Below are 15,443 nucleotides of genomic sequence, written 5' to 3' on the forward strand. Positions count from 1 at the left end.
GGTCACACCAGGCAGTTCGGCCCGAGCAGTCCCTTCAGCTCCCCGTACAGGTCCGCGCTCACCGTGACCGGCTTCGGCACCTCGAACACCCGCGCGACCTGGCCCTTGACCAGCCGCAGGCGCACCTCGCTCTCGCCGGGGTGGCGGGAGAGCACCTCGCTCAGGGACATCACCGTGTCGGTCGTAGCCCGCTGATCGGGCATCGTGATCGTCAAGGGACCGGTGTCGTTCGCCTGGCCGAGGTCGGGCGTCATGAGCGAGAAGGCGTGGAGGTTCATGCCGTCGTCCCGCAGGCTGACCCGTCCGCGCACCACGACGATCGCGTCGCCCTGGAGGGCGTGCGAGTACTCCTGGTAGGCCTTGCCCATGAACATGACCGTCAGCTCGCCGCCGAAGTCCTCGACCTGGATCATGCCGTACTGGTTGCCGGAGGCCTTGGCGACGCGGTGCTGCACGCTGGTCACGAGGCCGGCGATGGTGACCGTCTCGCCGTCCTGGATGTTCTCCGAGGCGACCAGCTCGGCGATGCCCGTGCTGGCCAGCTTGGCGAGCTGCAGCTCGAGCCCGGCGAGCGGATGGTCGGACACGTAGAGCCCGAGCATCTCGCGCTCGAAGGCCAGCTTGTCGCGCTTCGCCCACTCCGGGCGCTGCGGGATGTGGTGCTGCGTCTGCGACACCTCGTCCTCGCCCCAGAGGCTGTCGAAGTCGAAGCCGACGTCGCCGTTCGCCTCATTGCGCTTGATCTTGACCGCGGACTCCACCGCGTCCTCGTGCACCTCGACGAGCGCGCGGCGGGTGTGGCCGAGCGAGTCGAACGCGCCCGCCTTGATCAGCGACTCCACGGTGCGCTTGTTGGCCGCGTGGATCGGCACCTTGTTCAGGAAGTCGTGGAACGACTCGAAGCGCCCCTTGCTCTCGCGCGCCTCCCGGACGCCCTCGACGACGTTGGCGCCGACGTTGCGGACGGCGCCCATGCCGAAGCGGATGTCCTCGCCGACGGCGGCGAAGTACAGGTTGGACTCGTTGACATCCGGCGGCAGCACCTTGATGCCCATCCGGCGGCACTCGTTGAGGTAGAGCGCCATCTTGTCCTTCGAGTCGCCGACGCTGGTGAGCAGCGCCGCCATGTACTCCGCGGGATAGTGCGCCTTGAGGTACGCGGTCCAGTACGAGATCACGCCGTACGCGGCCGAGTGGGCTTTGTTGAAGGCGTAGTCCGAGAACGGGAGCAGGATCTCCCACAGCTTGTTGACGGCGTCCATCGAGTAGCCGTTGGCCTGCATGCCCTGCGAGAAGCCCTCGAACTGCTTGTCCAGCTCCGACTTCTTCTTCTTGCCCATCGCGCGGCGCAGGATGTCTGCCTGACCGAGCGAGAAGCCGGCGACCTTCTGCGCGATCGCCATCACCTGCTCCTGGTAGATGATGAGGCCGTAGCTGGTGGAGAGGATGTCGGCGAGCGGTTCGGCGAGCTCCGGGTGGATGGGCGTGATCGCCTGCTGCCCGTTCTTGCGCAGCGCGTAGTTGGTGTGCGAGTTCGCACCCATCGGGCCCGGCCGGTACAGCGCGATGAGCGCCGAGATGTCCTCGAAGTTGTCCGGCTTCATCAGGCGCAGGAGGGACCGCATCGGGCCGCCGTCGAGCTGGAACACGCCCAGCGTGTCGCCGCGCGACAGCAGCTCGTAGGCGGGCCGGTCGTCGAGCGCCAGGTCTTCGAGCACCAGCTCTTCTCCGCGGTTGTCGCGGATGTTGTCCAGTGCGTCGTTGATGATCGTGAGGTTGCGGAGCCCCAGGAAGTCCATCTTGATCAGGCCGAGCGACTCGCAGGCCGGATAGTCGAACTGGGTGACGATCTGGCCGTCCTGCTCCCGCTTCATGATCGGGATGATGTCGATCAGCGGGTCGGACGACATGATGACGCCCGCCGCGTGCACGCCCCACTGGCGCTTCAGGTTCTCGAGGCCCAGCGCGGTGTCGAAGACGGTCTTCGCCTCCGGGTCGGTCTCGACGACCGCCCGGATGTCGACGGCCTCCTTGTAGCGCGGGTGGTCCCTGTCGAAGATGCCCGTCAGCGGGATGTCCTTGCCCATCACGGGCGGCGGCATCGCCTTGGTGAGCTTCTCGCCCATCGAGAACGGGAAGCCGAGCACGCGGCCGGAGTCCTTGAGGGCCTGCTTGGCCTTGATCGTGCCGTAGGTGACGATCTGGGCGACGCGTTCCGAGCCGTACTTCTCGGTCACGTACTTGATGACCTCGCCGCGGCGGCGGTCGTCGAAATCGACGTCGAAGTCGGGCATGGAGACGCGGTCCGGGTTGAGGAAGCGCTCGAAGATGAGTCCGTGCTGCAGCGGGTCGAGGTCGGTGATCCGCATCGCGTACGCGGCCATCGAGCCGGCTCCGGAGCCGCGGCCCGGCCCGACGCGGATGCCGTTGCGCTTCGACCAGTTGATGAAGTCGGCGACGACGAGGAAGTAGCCCGGGAAGCCCATCTGCGAGATCACGCCGATCTCGTAGTCGGCCTGCTTGCGCACCTCGGGCGTGATGCCGTTCGGGTAGCGCTGCTCCAGGCCCTTCTCGACCTCCTTGACGAACCAGGTCTGCTCGGTCTCGCCCTCGGGCACCGGAAAGCGCGGCATGTAGTTCGCGGCGGTGTCGAAGCGGACGTCGCAGCGCTCGGCGATCGCGAGCGTGTTGTCGCACGCCTCGGGGTAGTCGCGGAAGAGCTGGCGCATCTGCTCCGGCGTCTTGAGGTAGAACTCGTCGGCGTCGAACTTGAAGCGGTTCGGGTCGTCGAGCGTCGAGCCGGACTGCACGCACAGCAGGGCCGCGTGGCTCTTCGCGTCGGCCGCGTGCGTGTAGTGGAGGTCGTTGGTCGCGACGAGCGGCAGGCCCAGGTCTTTCGCCAGGCGGATCAGGTCGGACATGATGCGGCGCTCGATGCCGAGCCCGTGGTCCATGATCTCGGCGAAGAAGTTCTCGCGGCCGAAGATGTCGCGGAACTCGGCGGCGGCCTCGCGGGCCGCCTCGTACTGGCCGAGCCGGAGCCGCGTCTGCACCTCGCCGGAGGGGCAGCCCGTGGTCGCGATGATGCCCTTCGAGTAGCGGCTGAGCAGCTCCCGGTCCATGCGCGGCTTGAAGTAGTAGCCCTCCATCGAGGCGTACGACGACAGCCGGAACAGGTTGTGCATGCCCTCGGTGGTGGCCGCGAGCATCGTCATGTGCGTGTAGGCGCCCGAACCAGACACGTCGTCGCCGCCGCCGTCGCCCCACCGGATGCGGGTCTTGTCCGTGCGGTGTGTGCCCGGGGTGAGGTACGCCTCCGTGCCGATGATCGGCTTGATCCCGGCGTCGGTGGCCGTGCGCCAGAAGTCGAACGCGCCGAACATGTTGCCGTGGTCGGTCACCGCGACGCCCGGCATGCCCTGGGCGGCCGCGGCCTCGATCAGCGGTTTGACACGCGCCGCACCATCGAGCATCGAGTACTCGCTGTGGACGTGGAGGTGGACGAAGGAGTCGCTCATGAGTGAGACAAGCCTACGTCGGACCTACGACTCTCGGAGCACGTCCAGCGCGTGTTGCAGGTCGGCCGGATAGGTCGTCGTGAAGGTGACCCACTCCCCCGTCGCCGGGTGCTCGAAGGCGAGCTGGACCGCGTGCAGCCACTGCCGCGTGAGGCCGAGCTTCGCGCTCAGGACGGGGTCGGCTCCGTACATCGCATCGCCCGCGCAGGGATGCCGCTGCGCCGCCATGTGCACCCGGATCTGGTGCGTGCGCCCGGTCTCCAGGTGGATTTCTAGCAGGCTGGCGGACGGGAACGCCTCGATGGTCTCGTAGTGGGTGACCGAGGGCTTGCCGCCGGCGACGACGGCGAACTTCCAGTCGGACCGCGGATGCCGGCCGATCGGCGCGTCGATGGTGCCGGTGAGCGGATCCGGGTGCCCCTGGACCACGGCGTGGTAGATCTTCTCGACCGTGCGGTCGTGGAAGGCGCGCTTCAGCGCGGTGTACGCGCGCTCCGACTTGGCGACCACCATGAGGCCGCTGGTGCCCGCATCCAGCCGGTGCACGATGCCCGCCCGCTCGGCGGCGCCCGACGTCGAGATGCGGAAGCCCGCGGCGGCCAGCGCGCCGAGGACGGTGGGTCCCTCCCAGCCGACCGAGGGATGCGCGGCCACGCCGACCGGCTTGTCGATGACCACGATGTCGTCGTCATCGTGCACGATCGTCAGCTCGGGCACCGCGATCGGCACGATCTCGACGTCCGACTTCGGCTGCCAGGTCACCTCGAGCCACGAGCCGGCGCTCAGCCGGTCGGACTTGCCGGCCTCGCGGCCGTCCACGGTCACCCCGCCCGCCTCGGCGATCTCCGCGGCGAAGCTGCGCGAGAAACCGAGGAGCTTGGCGAGACCGGCGTCGACGCGCGAGCCCTCGAGCCCGTCCGGGATGGGGAAGCTGCGCGACTCCACTAGCTCTGCGGCTTGTCGTCGCGCGGGTCGGCGGCCGGGGCGACCGGGGCCGCCGCATCGGCGTCCGTCTCCGCCTCGTCGCCGTCCTCGCCGTCCTCGTCGTGGGTGCGCTTGCCGTCCAGTCCCACACCCCGCAGGGTGAGGATCAGGAACAGCGCCATGCTGGACACGATGGCCACATCGGCCAGGTTGAAGATGGCCGGGAGCAGCGGGATCTGAAGGAAGTCGACGACATGCCCGACCCCGAACCCGGGCTCCCGGAACAGGCGGTCGGTCAGGTTGCCGAGCAGGCCGCCCAGCAGCAGCCCGAACAGCACCGCCCAGGCCGTCGAACGGATGCGCGGCGCGTACCAGATGACGAAGCCCAGCACGCCGATCCCGACGATCGAGAAGATCCAGGTCGAGCCGCTGCCGATCGAGAAGGCAGCGCCGGCGTTCTTGACGAAGTGGAACTGGAGCAGTTGGCCCAGGACCTCGAGCTGCTGGCCCTCGTAGAGGTTCGACACGACCAGGACCTTGGCGATCTGGTCGATGAGGTACACGCACAGCGCGACCACCGCCAGGACCGCCAAGGCCCTGATGCTGACCTTGGGCCGGGAGGGTTCAGCCTCCAAAGCCGGGGAAGACCGGGGGCTGGCCCTGGTTGCTCGAGTCGTCGGATCCGCCGGCGGGGACCGGGGCCGGGACGGCGTTTCCTGCGCTCACCGGAGCGGCCGCGCGGGCGCCCGCGTTCTGGCCGCCGCCCTGCACGGGCGCGTCGAGGTCGCGGAGCTGGCCCTCGATGTAGCTCTTGAGGCCCTTGCGGTAGTCGCGCTCGAACGTGCGCAGCTCGTCGATGCGACGCTCCAGACCGGTGCGCTCCTGGTCGAGAGCGCTGATCTGCGCACGCTGCTTCGACTCCGCCTCGGCCACGATGCGCGCGGCGGTGGCGTGACCCTCGGCGATGAGCTGGTCGCGCTTCTCGACGCCCTCGCGCACGTGCTCCTCGTGGAGACGGCGGGCGAGCTGCAGCAGGTTGTTGGTGGCGTTGGGGTCGTTCGCATCGTCCGCCGGCGCCTGGTATGCCGGCGCTGCCTGAGCCTGAGACTGCGCCTGCGCCTGCTGCTTGGCCTGTGCGGCCTCCTGCTGCGCCTGGGCGAGGCGCTGCTTGAGCTCCTCGTTCTCGCGCTGCAGGCGCTCGGTCTCGGCGTTGTCGGCCTGCGCAGCAGGAGCCGCCGGAGCACCCTGTCCGCCACTGCGCTGCAGCTCTGCGATGCGCGAGTCGGCGGCGACGAGGCGCTGCTTGAGCTCGTCGTTCTCCTGGTTCAGGCGACGCAGCTCGACGACGACCTCGTCGAGGAAGTCGTCGACCTCGTCCTGGTCGTAGCCCTCGCGGAACTTCGTCGGCTGGAACCGCTTGTTGACTACATCTTCCGGAGTCAGCGCCATGGCAAGCCACCCTTAGATCGTGAAATTGGAACTGGAACGCGTGCAGCCAACGCTAGCAAAGCGAACGGCGGTCGCGCACTCCGCCGCACGGTCGCGCCGGCTCGTCAACGATACAACGGGCGCCTCGGCGGGACGGGGAGCGACGCTCAGCGGAAACTCAGGGTCACGTACAAGCCGATGATCACGACCAGCATCGTCAGGCTCCAGCCGAAGTCGATCGCGACCGGGCCCATCGACAGCCGCGGGATGATCCGGCGGAAGAAGCGGATGGGCGGATCGGTCACCACGTAGGTCGACTCCGCGAGCACCAGCCCGAAGCCGCGCGGGCGCCACTGACGCGCGAAGACCCGCACCAGGTCGAGCACGAAGCGCGCCCAGAGGACGAAGAAGTAGATGAGCAGCGCGTAATAGAGGACAGTCGCGACAAGGGAGACGACGAACACCTTCCCAGTATGGACGAAAGCGCACCGGCTCCCCTGTGAGGGCGCCGGTGCGCTTCGAGCGTCGGGTGCTGCGGTCAGGCCTGCGCGAAGAAGGACGCGTCGACTTCGGCGTCCTGTCCGCCGTGCTCGCCGGAGACGACGACGTGGCTCGGCGAGAGCAGGAACACCTTGGGGGTGACCCGCTCGATCTTGCCGTAGAGGCCCTGCGAGAGGCCGCTCGCGAAGTCGATGAGGCGGCGTGCGTCGCCCTCGCTCATCTGCGAGAGGTTGATGATCACCGGGATCCCCTCGCGGAAAGACTCGGCGATCGCCTGGGCGTCGCGGTACTGGCGGGGGTGGACCGTGAGGATCTCGTTCATTTCCTGTACCGATGCATTCCGTGCGGTGGACGACTTGCGCAGCGGCGTGACCGGAGCGCGGCCGGCCGCGGGGGCGACCGGAGCGGGGTGGGGGACGGCCTGGACCGGCGAGGCGGCAGGGGTGTGCACCGGGGTCTCGCGGCGCGGCTGGCTGATCGCCTGCTCCTGCGGCTGCTCCTCGTACTCCAGCTCCTCGTCGGCGAGGCCCAGGTAGACCATCGTCTTCTTCAGCGGGTTGGCCATCGCTTCCTCCGTACAGACCTGCGCGCCGACGCCTCGCCACGCGTTTCGAACTCTTGTTTCGAGATTAACGAAGCTCCGGCCGATTCCCGGTAATGGCGGTCCCGATGCGAAGGTGTGTCGCGCCCGCCGCGATCGCCTCTCGATAGTCCTGCGACATCCCGGCCGAGATCGCCGACGCGTCGGGCGCGAGCGCTCGGACACGGTCGGACGCCGCCCGCACGCGCTCGAAGGCGCGCGCGGGCTCCTCGCCGAGCGGGGCGACGGCCATGACGCCGAGGAGGCGGAGTCCGGGTGTCTCGAGGACGTGCTCGACGAGCGCCTCGAGGTCGCGGTCGGCGACGCCCCCGCGCGCGGGGTCGTCGGTGAGGTTGAGCTGGACGAACGCGTCGACGTCGGACTCGTCGGAGGCCAGCGCATCCACCAGCGATGTGCGGTCGACGGAGTGGATGACGGAGGCGTACCGCCGCGCCTGCCGGGCCTTCTTGCTCTGCAGCTGGCCGACGAAGTGCCAGGTCAGGCCGAGGTCGGCCAGCTCGCCCGCCTTCTCCTGCGCCTCCTGGTGCCGGTTCTCCCCCACGTCGCGGACGCCCAGCGAGGCGAGCTCACGCACCAGCGACGCCGGATGGAACTTCGTCACGACGATGGTGGTGAGCTCCTCCGGCCGACGGCCCGCGGCCCGGGCCGCGTCGGCGACGCCCTCCCGGACCGCGGCGAGCCGCTCGGCCAGCCCGTTACTTGAGGAAGTCGGGGATGTCGAGGTCGTCATTCTCGTCGTCGAACGCCGGGTCCTTCTGCGGTGCGGTCTCGGCCACCGGGTTCTCGCCGGTCTGCCAGGTCTCGGTCGCGGGGGCGGGGATCTCGCCCGCCTCGACCTCGGCGGAGGACTGCACCTGGGACTGCTCGGAGCCGGCCTCCACGAAGCTCGCCCGGCGCGCGTCGACCGCCGCCGGCCGCGAGTTCGGCTCGCCGCCGTCGAAGCCGGCCGCGATGACCGTGACGCGCACCTCGTCGCCGAGGGTGTCGTCGATGACAGCGCCGAAGATGATGTTCGCCTCCGGGTGCACCGCCTCCTGGACCAGGCGGGCCGCGTCGTTGATCTCGAAGATGCCGAGGTTCGATCCACCCTGGATGGAGAGCAGCACGCCGTGCGCGCCGTCGATCGAGGCCTCGAGCAGCGGCGAGGCGACCGCCAGCTCCGCGGCCTTGATGGCGCGGTCGGCGCCTCGCGACGAGCCGATGCCCATGAGCGCCGAGCCCGCGCCCTGCATGACGGACTTGACGTCCGCGAAGTCGAGGTTGATGAGGCCGGGGGTGGTGATGAGGTCGGTGATGCCCTGAACACCGGCGAGGAGCACCTGGTCGGCGGTGGAGAACGCCTCCAGCATGCTGATGCCGCGGTCGCTGATCTCCAGCAGCCGGTCGTTCGGCACCACGATGAGGGTGTCGACCTCTTCCTTCAGGCGCTGGACGCCCGCCTCGGCCTGCTGCTGCCGGCGCTTGCCCTCGAAGGAGAACGGCTTGGTGACGACACCGATGGTCAGCGCGCCGATCGACTTGGCGATGCGCGCCACCACGGGTGCGCCGCCGGTGCCGGTCCCGCCGCCCTCGCCCGCCGTGACGAAGACCATGTCGGCGCCCGCGAGCGCCTCCTCGATCTCCTCGGCGTGGTCCTCGGCCGCGCGGCGCCCGACCTCGGGGTCGGCGCCGGCGCCGAGGCCGCGCGTGATCTCACGGCCGACGTCGAGCTTGACGTCGGCATCGCTCATGAGCAGCGCCTGGGCGTCCGTGTTGATGGCGATGAACTCGACGCCGCGGAGGCCGAGCTCGATCATGCGGTTGACGGCGTTGACGCCGCCTCCGCCGATGCCGACGACCTTGATCACGGCGAGGTAGTTCTGTTGTGCTGTCACGTCCGGCCTCCACGGGAACCTTCAACCTCAAGTTGAGGCTTAAAGTCTTGCTGAGTATGCAATTCTCGATCCGACGTTAGGTGCGCGCACGCCCCGCCCGGGGAACCCGGGCCGCGTGTCGGAAAAGTCCGGTCCAAACGCGCCTATCCCGTCGTCACGCTGTGCGGCGAGGAGACGTCGTAGCGGGACGATCCCTTCGCGCTCTTCAGAAGCGCTTCGAGGTCCGCGGCCTTGAGCCCCGAATCCTCGGCGCTGCCCCAGACCACTGTCGCACCGCTCCCCCGCAGGGTGAAGCTCACGTCGTCCTTCGTCTTCGCCGAGATGGTGTCCACCTGCGCGAGCACGGCGGGAGGCAGGGCGCTGAGCACCCCGGCGGCCGCGGCGAACCCGGAGTCCGCATCCACGTCGGCCGCCCCTCCGCCCGCCGCGATGAGCGGGAAGCCGTCCGGCCGCTTCTCGCTGCTCGAGATCGGCACCTTGGCCGCATCCACCAGGGTGAACGCGCCGCCGCGCTGGATGACGCCGACCGGCTGCCGCTCGACAACGCGCACGACGATGGAGTCCGGCGGGTGGCTCTCGACCGTGTAGCTGCGGATGAGCGGGAACGCGGCCAGGTCGCTCGAGATGCCGGCCTGGTCGAGCAGCGGGAGCGGAGTGCCCAGCTGGTCGGAGAGCTTCTCCTCCACCGTCGCCGCATCCAGCCGCGACGTGCCGAGCACCTGGATGTGCCGGAGCGCCAGGAGCGGTGAGAACGCCACGAGCACGACCGCCAGCACGAGCGCGACGACGACGCCGGCAGCGCCCAGCCAGACGAGCCTGCGGCGCCGCGAGCGCTTCGTGAACCGGCGGACCTCGCCGCGCTCCACACGCTTGCGCTCCCGCCGGGCGGCACGGAGCGCCTTGTCGATCTCGCGGTTGCTGGGCAGACGCGAGTACGGGGAGCTGTCGGGGTGACCGGTCGCCTCCGGCCCCAGGGCGTTGCCGCCGCGGGCGCTGGTCCTCGGCCCGGACTCCGTCGGGGGCGCGAGCACCGGGATGGGCTCCGTCACCGTCCCGACGGGGCGTCCGGACGCACGCTCGGTCCGCGACCGCCCGTCGCCGGGCTCCCGCCGGGCAGCGGGTGCGGCCGGCGCGGCCGGGACGGCCGTCCGGTCGTGACCCTGGGGACGCTTCACCGATGCGTCCCCGTCACTCCGCGCGGGCGGCCGACGCGGCGGCTTTCTCCGGGTGCTCCCGCCGCAGGGCGTCGAGCAGCTGAGGGACGATGCGGTAGACGTCGCCGCAGCCGAGGGTGATCACGTAGTCCCCCTCGCGGGCGATCTGGGCCGTGTGGTCCGCCGCCTGCTGCCAGTCGGCGATGAACGCGACGTGCTCGGGATGCTCGAAGCGGTCGGCGACCAGCGCGCCGGTCACGCCGGGCTCCGGGTCCTCCCGCGCGCCGTACACGTCCAGCACGACGGTCTCGTCGGCGTAGCGCTCCAGCGTCTCGGCGAACTCCTTCGCGAACAGGCGGGTGCGGCTGTACAGGTGGGGCTGGTGCACCGCGATGATCCGCCCGTCGCCCACGACCGTGCGCGCGGCGGACAGGGCGGCGGCGACCTCGGTCGGGTGGTGCGCGTAGTCGTCGTAGACGCTCACGCCGCCGACCGTGCCGTGCAGCTCGAAGCGGCGCTCGGTGCCGCCGAACTCGGCGATCGCCGCGAGCGCAGCGGCGGGCTCGAAGCCCAGCCCGGTCAGCACCGCGAAGGCGCCGCCCGCGTTGATGGCGTTGTGCCGGCCGGGCACCCGCAGCCGGGCGGAGTAGTCCGCTCCCCGGTAGCGCAGCGTGAAGGCGACCGGGCCGTCGGTGACGATCGAGTGGACGCGGACCTCCGCATCCTCCGCCTCGCCGAACGTGACGATGCGCTTGTCCGGCGCCTGCTCGCGCAGCCGACCGGTGACGTGCACGGCGCCCGGGTCGTCGGAGGACACGACGACGAACTCGTCGGCTTCGCGCGCGAAGGTGACGAACGCGTCCTCGAAGGCCTCCAGCGACCCGTAGTGGTCCAGGTGGTCGGGGTCGACGTTGGTGATCAGCGCGACGGCGGTGTCGTAGAGCAGGAACGAGCCGTCCGACTCGTCGGCCTCCACGACGAACAGCTCGCCGGTGCCGGTCTGCGAGCTCTTCCCGAGGGAGGCGATGACGCCGCCGTTCACGAAGCTCGGGTCCTCGCCCAGGCCGAGCAGCCCGGTGATGATCATGCCGGTGGAGGTCGTCTTGCCGTGCGCTCCGGCGACGGCGACCAGCCGCGAGCGGTTGATCAGCCAGGCGAGCGCCTGAGAGCGGTGCAGCACCGGGAGGCCCTTCGTGAGGGCCAGCTGGTACTCGGGGTTGTCCTGCCACAGCGCGCCGGTGACGACGAGCGTGTCGGCGTCGCCGACGTTGGCCGCGTCGTGCCCGATCGCGATCGTCGCGCCGAGCCCGCGCAGCATGTCGATGTTGGCGGAATGGCGCACGTCCGAGCCGGTCACCGTGTAGCCGGACTCGAGGAACAGTCGGGCGATGCCGCTCATACCGGAACCGCCGATGCCGACGAAGTGGAGCTTTCCGAGCTCCTCCGGGAGGGCGAGGGTGAGGTCGGGTTTGATCGTCACGGGTGCAGCTTTCGGTTACGCGAGAAGGACTCCATCAAGTATCAGGCTACGCGGTCGAGGTGCGGATCAGCCGAGGGCGCTCCGGACGAGCGCGACCATGCGGTCCGACCCGTCCCGCACACCGGCGGACGCCGCACGGCGGCCCATGCCGGCCACCCGCTCGCGATCGGCGAGCAGCGGGAGCAGCTCCGCATCCAGCCACGACGGCAGGAAGCCGGCGTCGTCGACGAGCATCCCGCCGCCCGCGGAGGTCACGCCGGCGGCGTTGTAGCGCTGCTCCCCGTTGCCGATCGGGAAGGGCACGTACACCGCGGGCACGCCGAGCGCGGCGAACTCGGAGACGGTCGCGGCGCCCGCGCGCGCCACCGCCAGGTCGGCGATGGCGAGGGCGAGATCCATCCGGTCGCAGTACTCGAGCAGCCGGTAGCCGTCGATACCGGGATCGGCGATCTCACCGCGGCCGCCCTGGATGTGCAGCACCTGCCATCCCGCGGCCGTCAGCTCGGCGGCCCGCGCGGCGATCGTCTGGTTGATGCGGCGGGCGCCGAGCGAGCCGCCGGTGACGAGCAGGGTGGGGAGGTCGGCGGACAGCCCGAACTCGGCGGCGGCCGCGGGGCGCGCCGCGGCCCGGTCGAGCTGCTCGATCTCGACCCGCAACGGCATCCCGACGAAGCGGGCGTGCGGAAGCGGGGTGCCCTCGAACGCCACGCCCACCCACGGGGTGTAGCGGGCGCCCAGGCGGTTCGCGAGGCCGGGCCGCGCGTTCGCCTCGTGCAGGACGAGCGGGACGCCCTCCTTGCGTGCGGCGGAGTAGGCGGGGGCCGCGGCGTAGCCGCCGAAGCCGACGACTGCGTCGATCGAGCGATCGCGGATCAGCTTCCGCACGGCGCCGATGGCCCGCCGGTATTCGCCGGGGAAGCGGAGCGCGGCGGCGTTCGGGCGGCGCGGGAACGGCAGCTTCGGGACGGTGGCCAGCTCGTAGCCGCGCTGGGGCACCAGCCGCGCCTCCAGGCCCTCCTTCGTGCCGAGCACCAGCACCTCGGCCTCGGGGTCGTCCCGGCGGAGCCTGTCGGCGACGGCGAGCAGCGGATTGACGTGGCCGGCGGTCCCCCCGCCGGCCAGCAGGTAGCGCGTCACCGGCGGGCGCCCGCCCGGCCGGCACGCCGGCCCGCACCGGGGACTGCGCCGGCCGGGGCGTCGCCCTGAGCGGCGAGCGATTCGCGGTGCGACTGGCGCGCGAACGACAGCACGATTCCGATGGCGATCATGGAACTGATCATCGCAGTCCCACCCGCAGAGATCAGTGGGAGCGGTACGCCGAGCACCGGGATGACGCCGAGCACCACCGCGATGTTGACGAACGCCTGCCCGATCAGCCACACCATGATCGCCGCCGTCGTGACCCGCGCGAACGGGTCGGTGGAGGTGTGGATGATCCGCAGGAACACGACCGCGAGCATCACGAACAACAGCAGCACGACCACGGCGCCGATCAGCCCCAGCTCCTCGCCGATGATGGCGAAGATGAAGTCCGTGTCGGCCGCGGGGAGCCACGACCACTTCGAGTGCGAGTTGCCGAGGCCCACCCCGAACACGCCGCCGGAGGCGAGCGCGTAGAAGCCGTTGTCGATCTGCCAGTTGACGTCCGGGTTGGCCGCGCTGGACCCGCCGAAGAGCGCCGCGATCCGCCCGAGGCGGCTGGCACTCGACATGGCGACGATCACGGCCGCGACGGCGACGAACACGACGCCGGTCGCCAGGTAGCGCAACCGCACCCCGGCGAAGAAGAGGGCGCCGAGGATGAGGGCCGCCAAGATCATGGTCGTGCCGAGGTCCCCACCCAGGGTCACCAGGGCCACGGCTCCGCCGGCGACCGGGACGACGGGGATGGCGACGTGCTTCCACTGGTCGAGAACGTCCCGCTTGCGCGCCAGCACCACGCCCAGCCAGACGACGAGGGCCAGCTTGATCGCCTCGGACGGCTGCACGGTGAGCGAGCCGATCTTGAGCCAGTTGCGGTTGCCGCCGATCTCCATGCCGAGCGGCGTGAGCAGCACCAGCACCTGCAGGAAGCAGGCCGCCGCGAGGAAGAACCAGATCGACTTCTTCCAGAACGAGCGCGGGATGCGCGACACCACGAACATCAACGGCAGGCCGACCAGCGCGTAGGCGCCCTGCGACCAGAAGCGCGAGAAGAAGTTGTCGCTGTCGTTGTGCGACTCCACGGACGACGACGACAGCACCATGACGAGCCCGAAGACCACCATGAAGAGCGTGACGCCGAGCAGGAGGAAATAGTTGGCCGATTCCGAGGTCATCGACCGCCCGAGCTGGATGCGCGTGGTGAGCGCGCCCAGGCGGTTCGGGGCTTCGGGCCGGGCGGCGCTTTCGTGCCGGTCAGTCCTGCCCGGGGCGCGAGGCGGGCTCGTCGTCATCCGCCTCACCTCCCAAGTACTCGTGGACGGCCGACTGGAACAGGCGGCCGCGTTCTGCGTAGTCGGCGAACTGGTCCATCGACGCCGCCGCCGGAGCCAGCAGCACGGTGTCGCCTTCGCGGGCGAGACCGCCGGCCAGCCGCACCGCCGTCGGCATGACCTGATCAGTCTCGTCGGCCTCGACCTCCAGCACCGGAAGGTCCGGCGCGTGTCGCCGGAATGCAGCGAGCAGCGGCGCCCGGTCGACCCCGATCAGCACCGCGCCCCGCAAGCGGCCGACGTGCTTGCCGACGAGGTCGTCGACATCGACGCCCTTGAGCAGGCCGCCGACCAGCCAGACGACAGACGGGTAGGCCCGCAGGGACGCATCCGCCGCGTGGGGGTTGGTGGCCTTGGAGTCGTCGACCCAGTTCACTCCCGCCTGCGCCCGCACCAGCTCGATGCGGTGCGCGTCCAGGCGGAATGCGGTCAGCACGTCGCGGATCGTCTGCGGTTCGACGCCCCACGAGCGGGCCAGAGCGCTGGCGGCCAGGATGTTGGCCACGACGTGCGGCGCCGCGAGTCCGGCCTCGTTCAGTTCGTCGAGCGTGGTCAGCTCGATCGCGGAGTTGCGGCGCTCCTCCAGGAACGCGCGGTCGCACAGGATGCCGTCGACGATCCCGAAGTCGCTGGGGCCGGGCACGCCCAGGCCGAAGCCGATCGCGCGCGCCCCCTCGACGACCTCCGCCTCCTCGACCATCCGCAGGGTGGTGGCGTCGGCCTTGTTGTAGACGCAGGCGACCCGCGTGTTGTCGTACACCTTCGCCTTCGCCGCGATGTACGCCTCCAGGGAGCCGTGCCAGTCCAGGTGGTCGTCCGCGATGTTGAGGCAGGCGGCCGAGAACGGCGACAGCTCGCCTCCGGCGTTGCGGTTCACCCAGTGCAGCTGGTAGCTGGAGAGTTCCACGACCAGCACGTCGAACCCCTCCGGGTCGCGGATAGCGTCGAGCACAGGGACGCCGATGTTGCCGCACGGCGCCACCCGGTTCCCGCCCGCCAGGATCATCGTGGCGGTCAGCTGCACTGTGGTGGTCTTGCCGTTCGTCCCGGTCACGCAGATCCAGTCGGCCGGGCCCTCGGCGCCGTCCGGGCGTGCGACCTTGTCGCGCAGACGCCAGGCCAGCTCGATGTCGCCCCAGACGGCGGTGCCGCGCTGCTGCGCCCAGAGGAGGAGCGGGTGGTCCCAGTGGAAGCCCGGCGACGCGATCACGAGCTCCGGGTCGAACTCGGCCAGCCGCGCGGGAGGTGCGCTGAGGTCCGTCTGCTCGACCAGCTCCGCGCCGATGACCTCCAGGAGCATCCGCCGCTCCTCGTCGGCCGCGGACGCGACGACGAGCACCTCCGCGCCGAGTTCGGCGAGGGTGTCCGCCACCGAGAACCCGGTGACGCCGAGGCCGTACACGGCGACCCGGAGGCCGCTCCAGTCGGAGTACCAGCTGGTGAGTCCCGTCAGCCGCTGCTGCAGCCCATCGCCCGTCGGGCCGGTGGG

The 15,443-nt window shown here is 70.4% G+C and carries 13 protein-coding genes; all 13 read right to left on the reverse strand.

Annotated features, from left to right (window positions below):
• Window positions 1-2 precede the first annotated feature (2 nt).
• Window positions 3-3,518: a DNA polymerase III subunit alpha gene (dnaE, locus tag ACR9Y5_RS11705; protein WP_481298116.1), complete on the reverse strand. Its 3,516-nt coding sequence runs from the start codon at window positions 3,516-3,518 to the stop codon at window positions 3-5.
• 24 nt (window positions 3,519-3,542) lie between these two features.
• Window positions 3,543-4,463 carry an RluA family pseudouridine synthase gene (locus tag ACR9Y5_RS11710; RefSeq protein WP_481298117.1) on the reverse strand — a complete coding sequence of 307 codons (921 nt, stop codon included), beginning with the start codon at window positions 4,461-4,463 and terminating at the stop codon, window positions 3,543-3,545.
• On the reverse strand, window positions 4,463-5,035 hold the full coding sequence (lspA, locus tag ACR9Y5_RS11715; RefSeq protein ID WP_481298118.1) for a signal peptidase II: 573 nt from the start codon (window positions 5,033-5,035) through the stop codon (window positions 4,463-4,465). Before lspA ends, ACR9Y5_RS11710 begins: the two co-directional genes overlap by 1 nt.
• A 31-nt stretch (window positions 5,036-5,066) precedes the next feature.
• Window positions 5,067-5,891 (reverse strand): DivIVA domain-containing protein, encoded by an 825-nt coding sequence (locus ACR9Y5_RS11720; protein ID WP_481298119.1) that lies wholly within the window; start codon window positions 5,889-5,891, stop codon window positions 5,067-5,069.
• 146 nt (window positions 5,892-6,037) lie between these two features.
• Window positions 6,038-6,334 (reverse strand): YggT family protein, encoded by a 297-nt coding sequence (locus ACR9Y5_RS11725; RefSeq protein WP_481298120.1) that lies wholly within the window; start codon window positions 6,332-6,334, stop codon window positions 6,038-6,040.
• A 74-nt stretch (window positions 6,335-6,408) separates the two neighbouring features.
• Window positions 6,409-6,936 carry a cell division protein SepF gene (locus ACR9Y5_RS11730; RefSeq protein WP_481298121.1) on the reverse strand — a complete coding sequence of 176 codons (528 nt, stop codon included), beginning with the start codon at window positions 6,934-6,936 and terminating at the stop codon, window positions 6,409-6,411.
• A gap of 64 nt (window positions 6,937-7,000) precedes the next feature.
• Window positions 7,001-7,702, reverse strand: coding sequence for a YggS family pyridoxal phosphate-dependent enzyme (locus ACR9Y5_RS11735; RefSeq protein ID WP_481298122.1), 702 nt, complete (start codon window positions 7,700-7,702; stop codon window positions 7,001-7,003).
• Window positions 7,668-8,846 carry a cell division protein FtsZ gene (ftsZ, locus tag ACR9Y5_RS11740; RefSeq protein WP_310129849.1) on the reverse strand — a complete coding sequence of 393 codons (1,179 nt, stop codon included), beginning with the start codon at window positions 8,844-8,846 and terminating at the stop codon, window positions 7,668-7,670. Before ftsZ ends, ACR9Y5_RS11735 begins: the two co-directional genes overlap by 35 nt.
• A 143-nt stretch (window positions 8,847-8,989) precedes the next feature.
• Window positions 8,990-10,021, reverse strand: a complete 1,032-nt coding sequence (locus ACR9Y5_RS11745) for an FtsQ-type POTRA domain-containing protein (RefSeq protein WP_481298123.1) — start codon at window positions 10,019-10,021, stop codon at window positions 8,990-8,992.
• A gap of 13 nt (window positions 10,022-10,034) precedes the next feature.
• Entirely contained in the window at window positions 10,035-11,480 is a 1,446-nt protein-coding gene (gene murC / locus ACR9Y5_RS11750) for a UDP-N-acetylmuramate--L-alanine ligase (protein ID WP_481298124.1), read from the reverse strand.
• Between the two features lie 66 nt (window positions 11,481-11,546).
• Window positions 11,547-12,617 carry a UDP-N-acetylglucosamine--N-acetylmuramyl-(pentapeptide) pyrophosphoryl-undecaprenol N-acetylglucosamine transferase gene (locus ACR9Y5_RS11755; RefSeq protein ID WP_481298125.1) on the reverse strand — a complete coding sequence of 357 codons (1,071 nt, stop codon included), beginning with the start codon at window positions 12,615-12,617 and terminating at the stop codon, window positions 11,547-11,549.
• Window positions 12,614-13,915 carry a putative lipid II flippase FtsW gene (ftsW, locus tag ACR9Y5_RS11760; RefSeq protein WP_481298126.1) on the reverse strand — a complete coding sequence of 434 codons (1,302 nt, stop codon included), beginning with the start codon at window positions 13,913-13,915 and terminating at the stop codon, window positions 12,614-12,616. The genes ACR9Y5_RS11755 and ftsW overlap by 4 nt, the downstream gene beginning before the upstream one ends.
• A complete protein-coding gene (murD, locus tag ACR9Y5_RS11765; RefSeq protein WP_481299563.1) occupies window positions 13,878-15,419 on the reverse strand; it encodes a UDP-N-acetylmuramoyl-L-alanine--D-glutamate ligase in 1,542 nt (513 codons plus the stop codon). Before murD ends, ftsW begins: the two co-directional genes overlap by 38 nt.
• Between the last annotated feature and the right edge of the window lie 24 nt (window positions 15,420-15,443).

Source organism: Leifsonia sp. KNZ13-11D, from assembly GCF_056754895.1.

Bases quoted from the DNA above. Each gene is read 5' to 3' on its own strand.
- ACR9Y5_RS11720 (WP_481298119.1), bottom strand. From the start codon at position 5,891: ATGGCGCTGACTCCGGAAGATGTAGTCAACAAGCGGTTCCAGCCGACG.
- ACR9Y5_RS11735 (WP_481298122.1), bottom strand. From the start codon at position 7,702: ATGACGACCTCGACATCCCCGACTTCCTCAAGTAACGGGCTGGCCGAG.
- ftsW (WP_481298126.1), bottom strand. From the start codon at position 13,915: ATGACGACGAGCCCGCCTCGCGCCCCGGGCAGGACTGACCGGCACGAA.
- dnaE (WP_481298116.1), bottom strand. From the start codon at position 3,518: ATGAGCGACTCCTTCGTCCACCTCCACGTCCACAGCGAGTACTCGATG.
- ACR9Y5_RS11730 (WP_481298121.1), bottom strand. From the start codon at position 6,936: ATGGCCAACCCGCTGAAGAAGACGATGGTCTACCTGGGCCTCGCCGAC.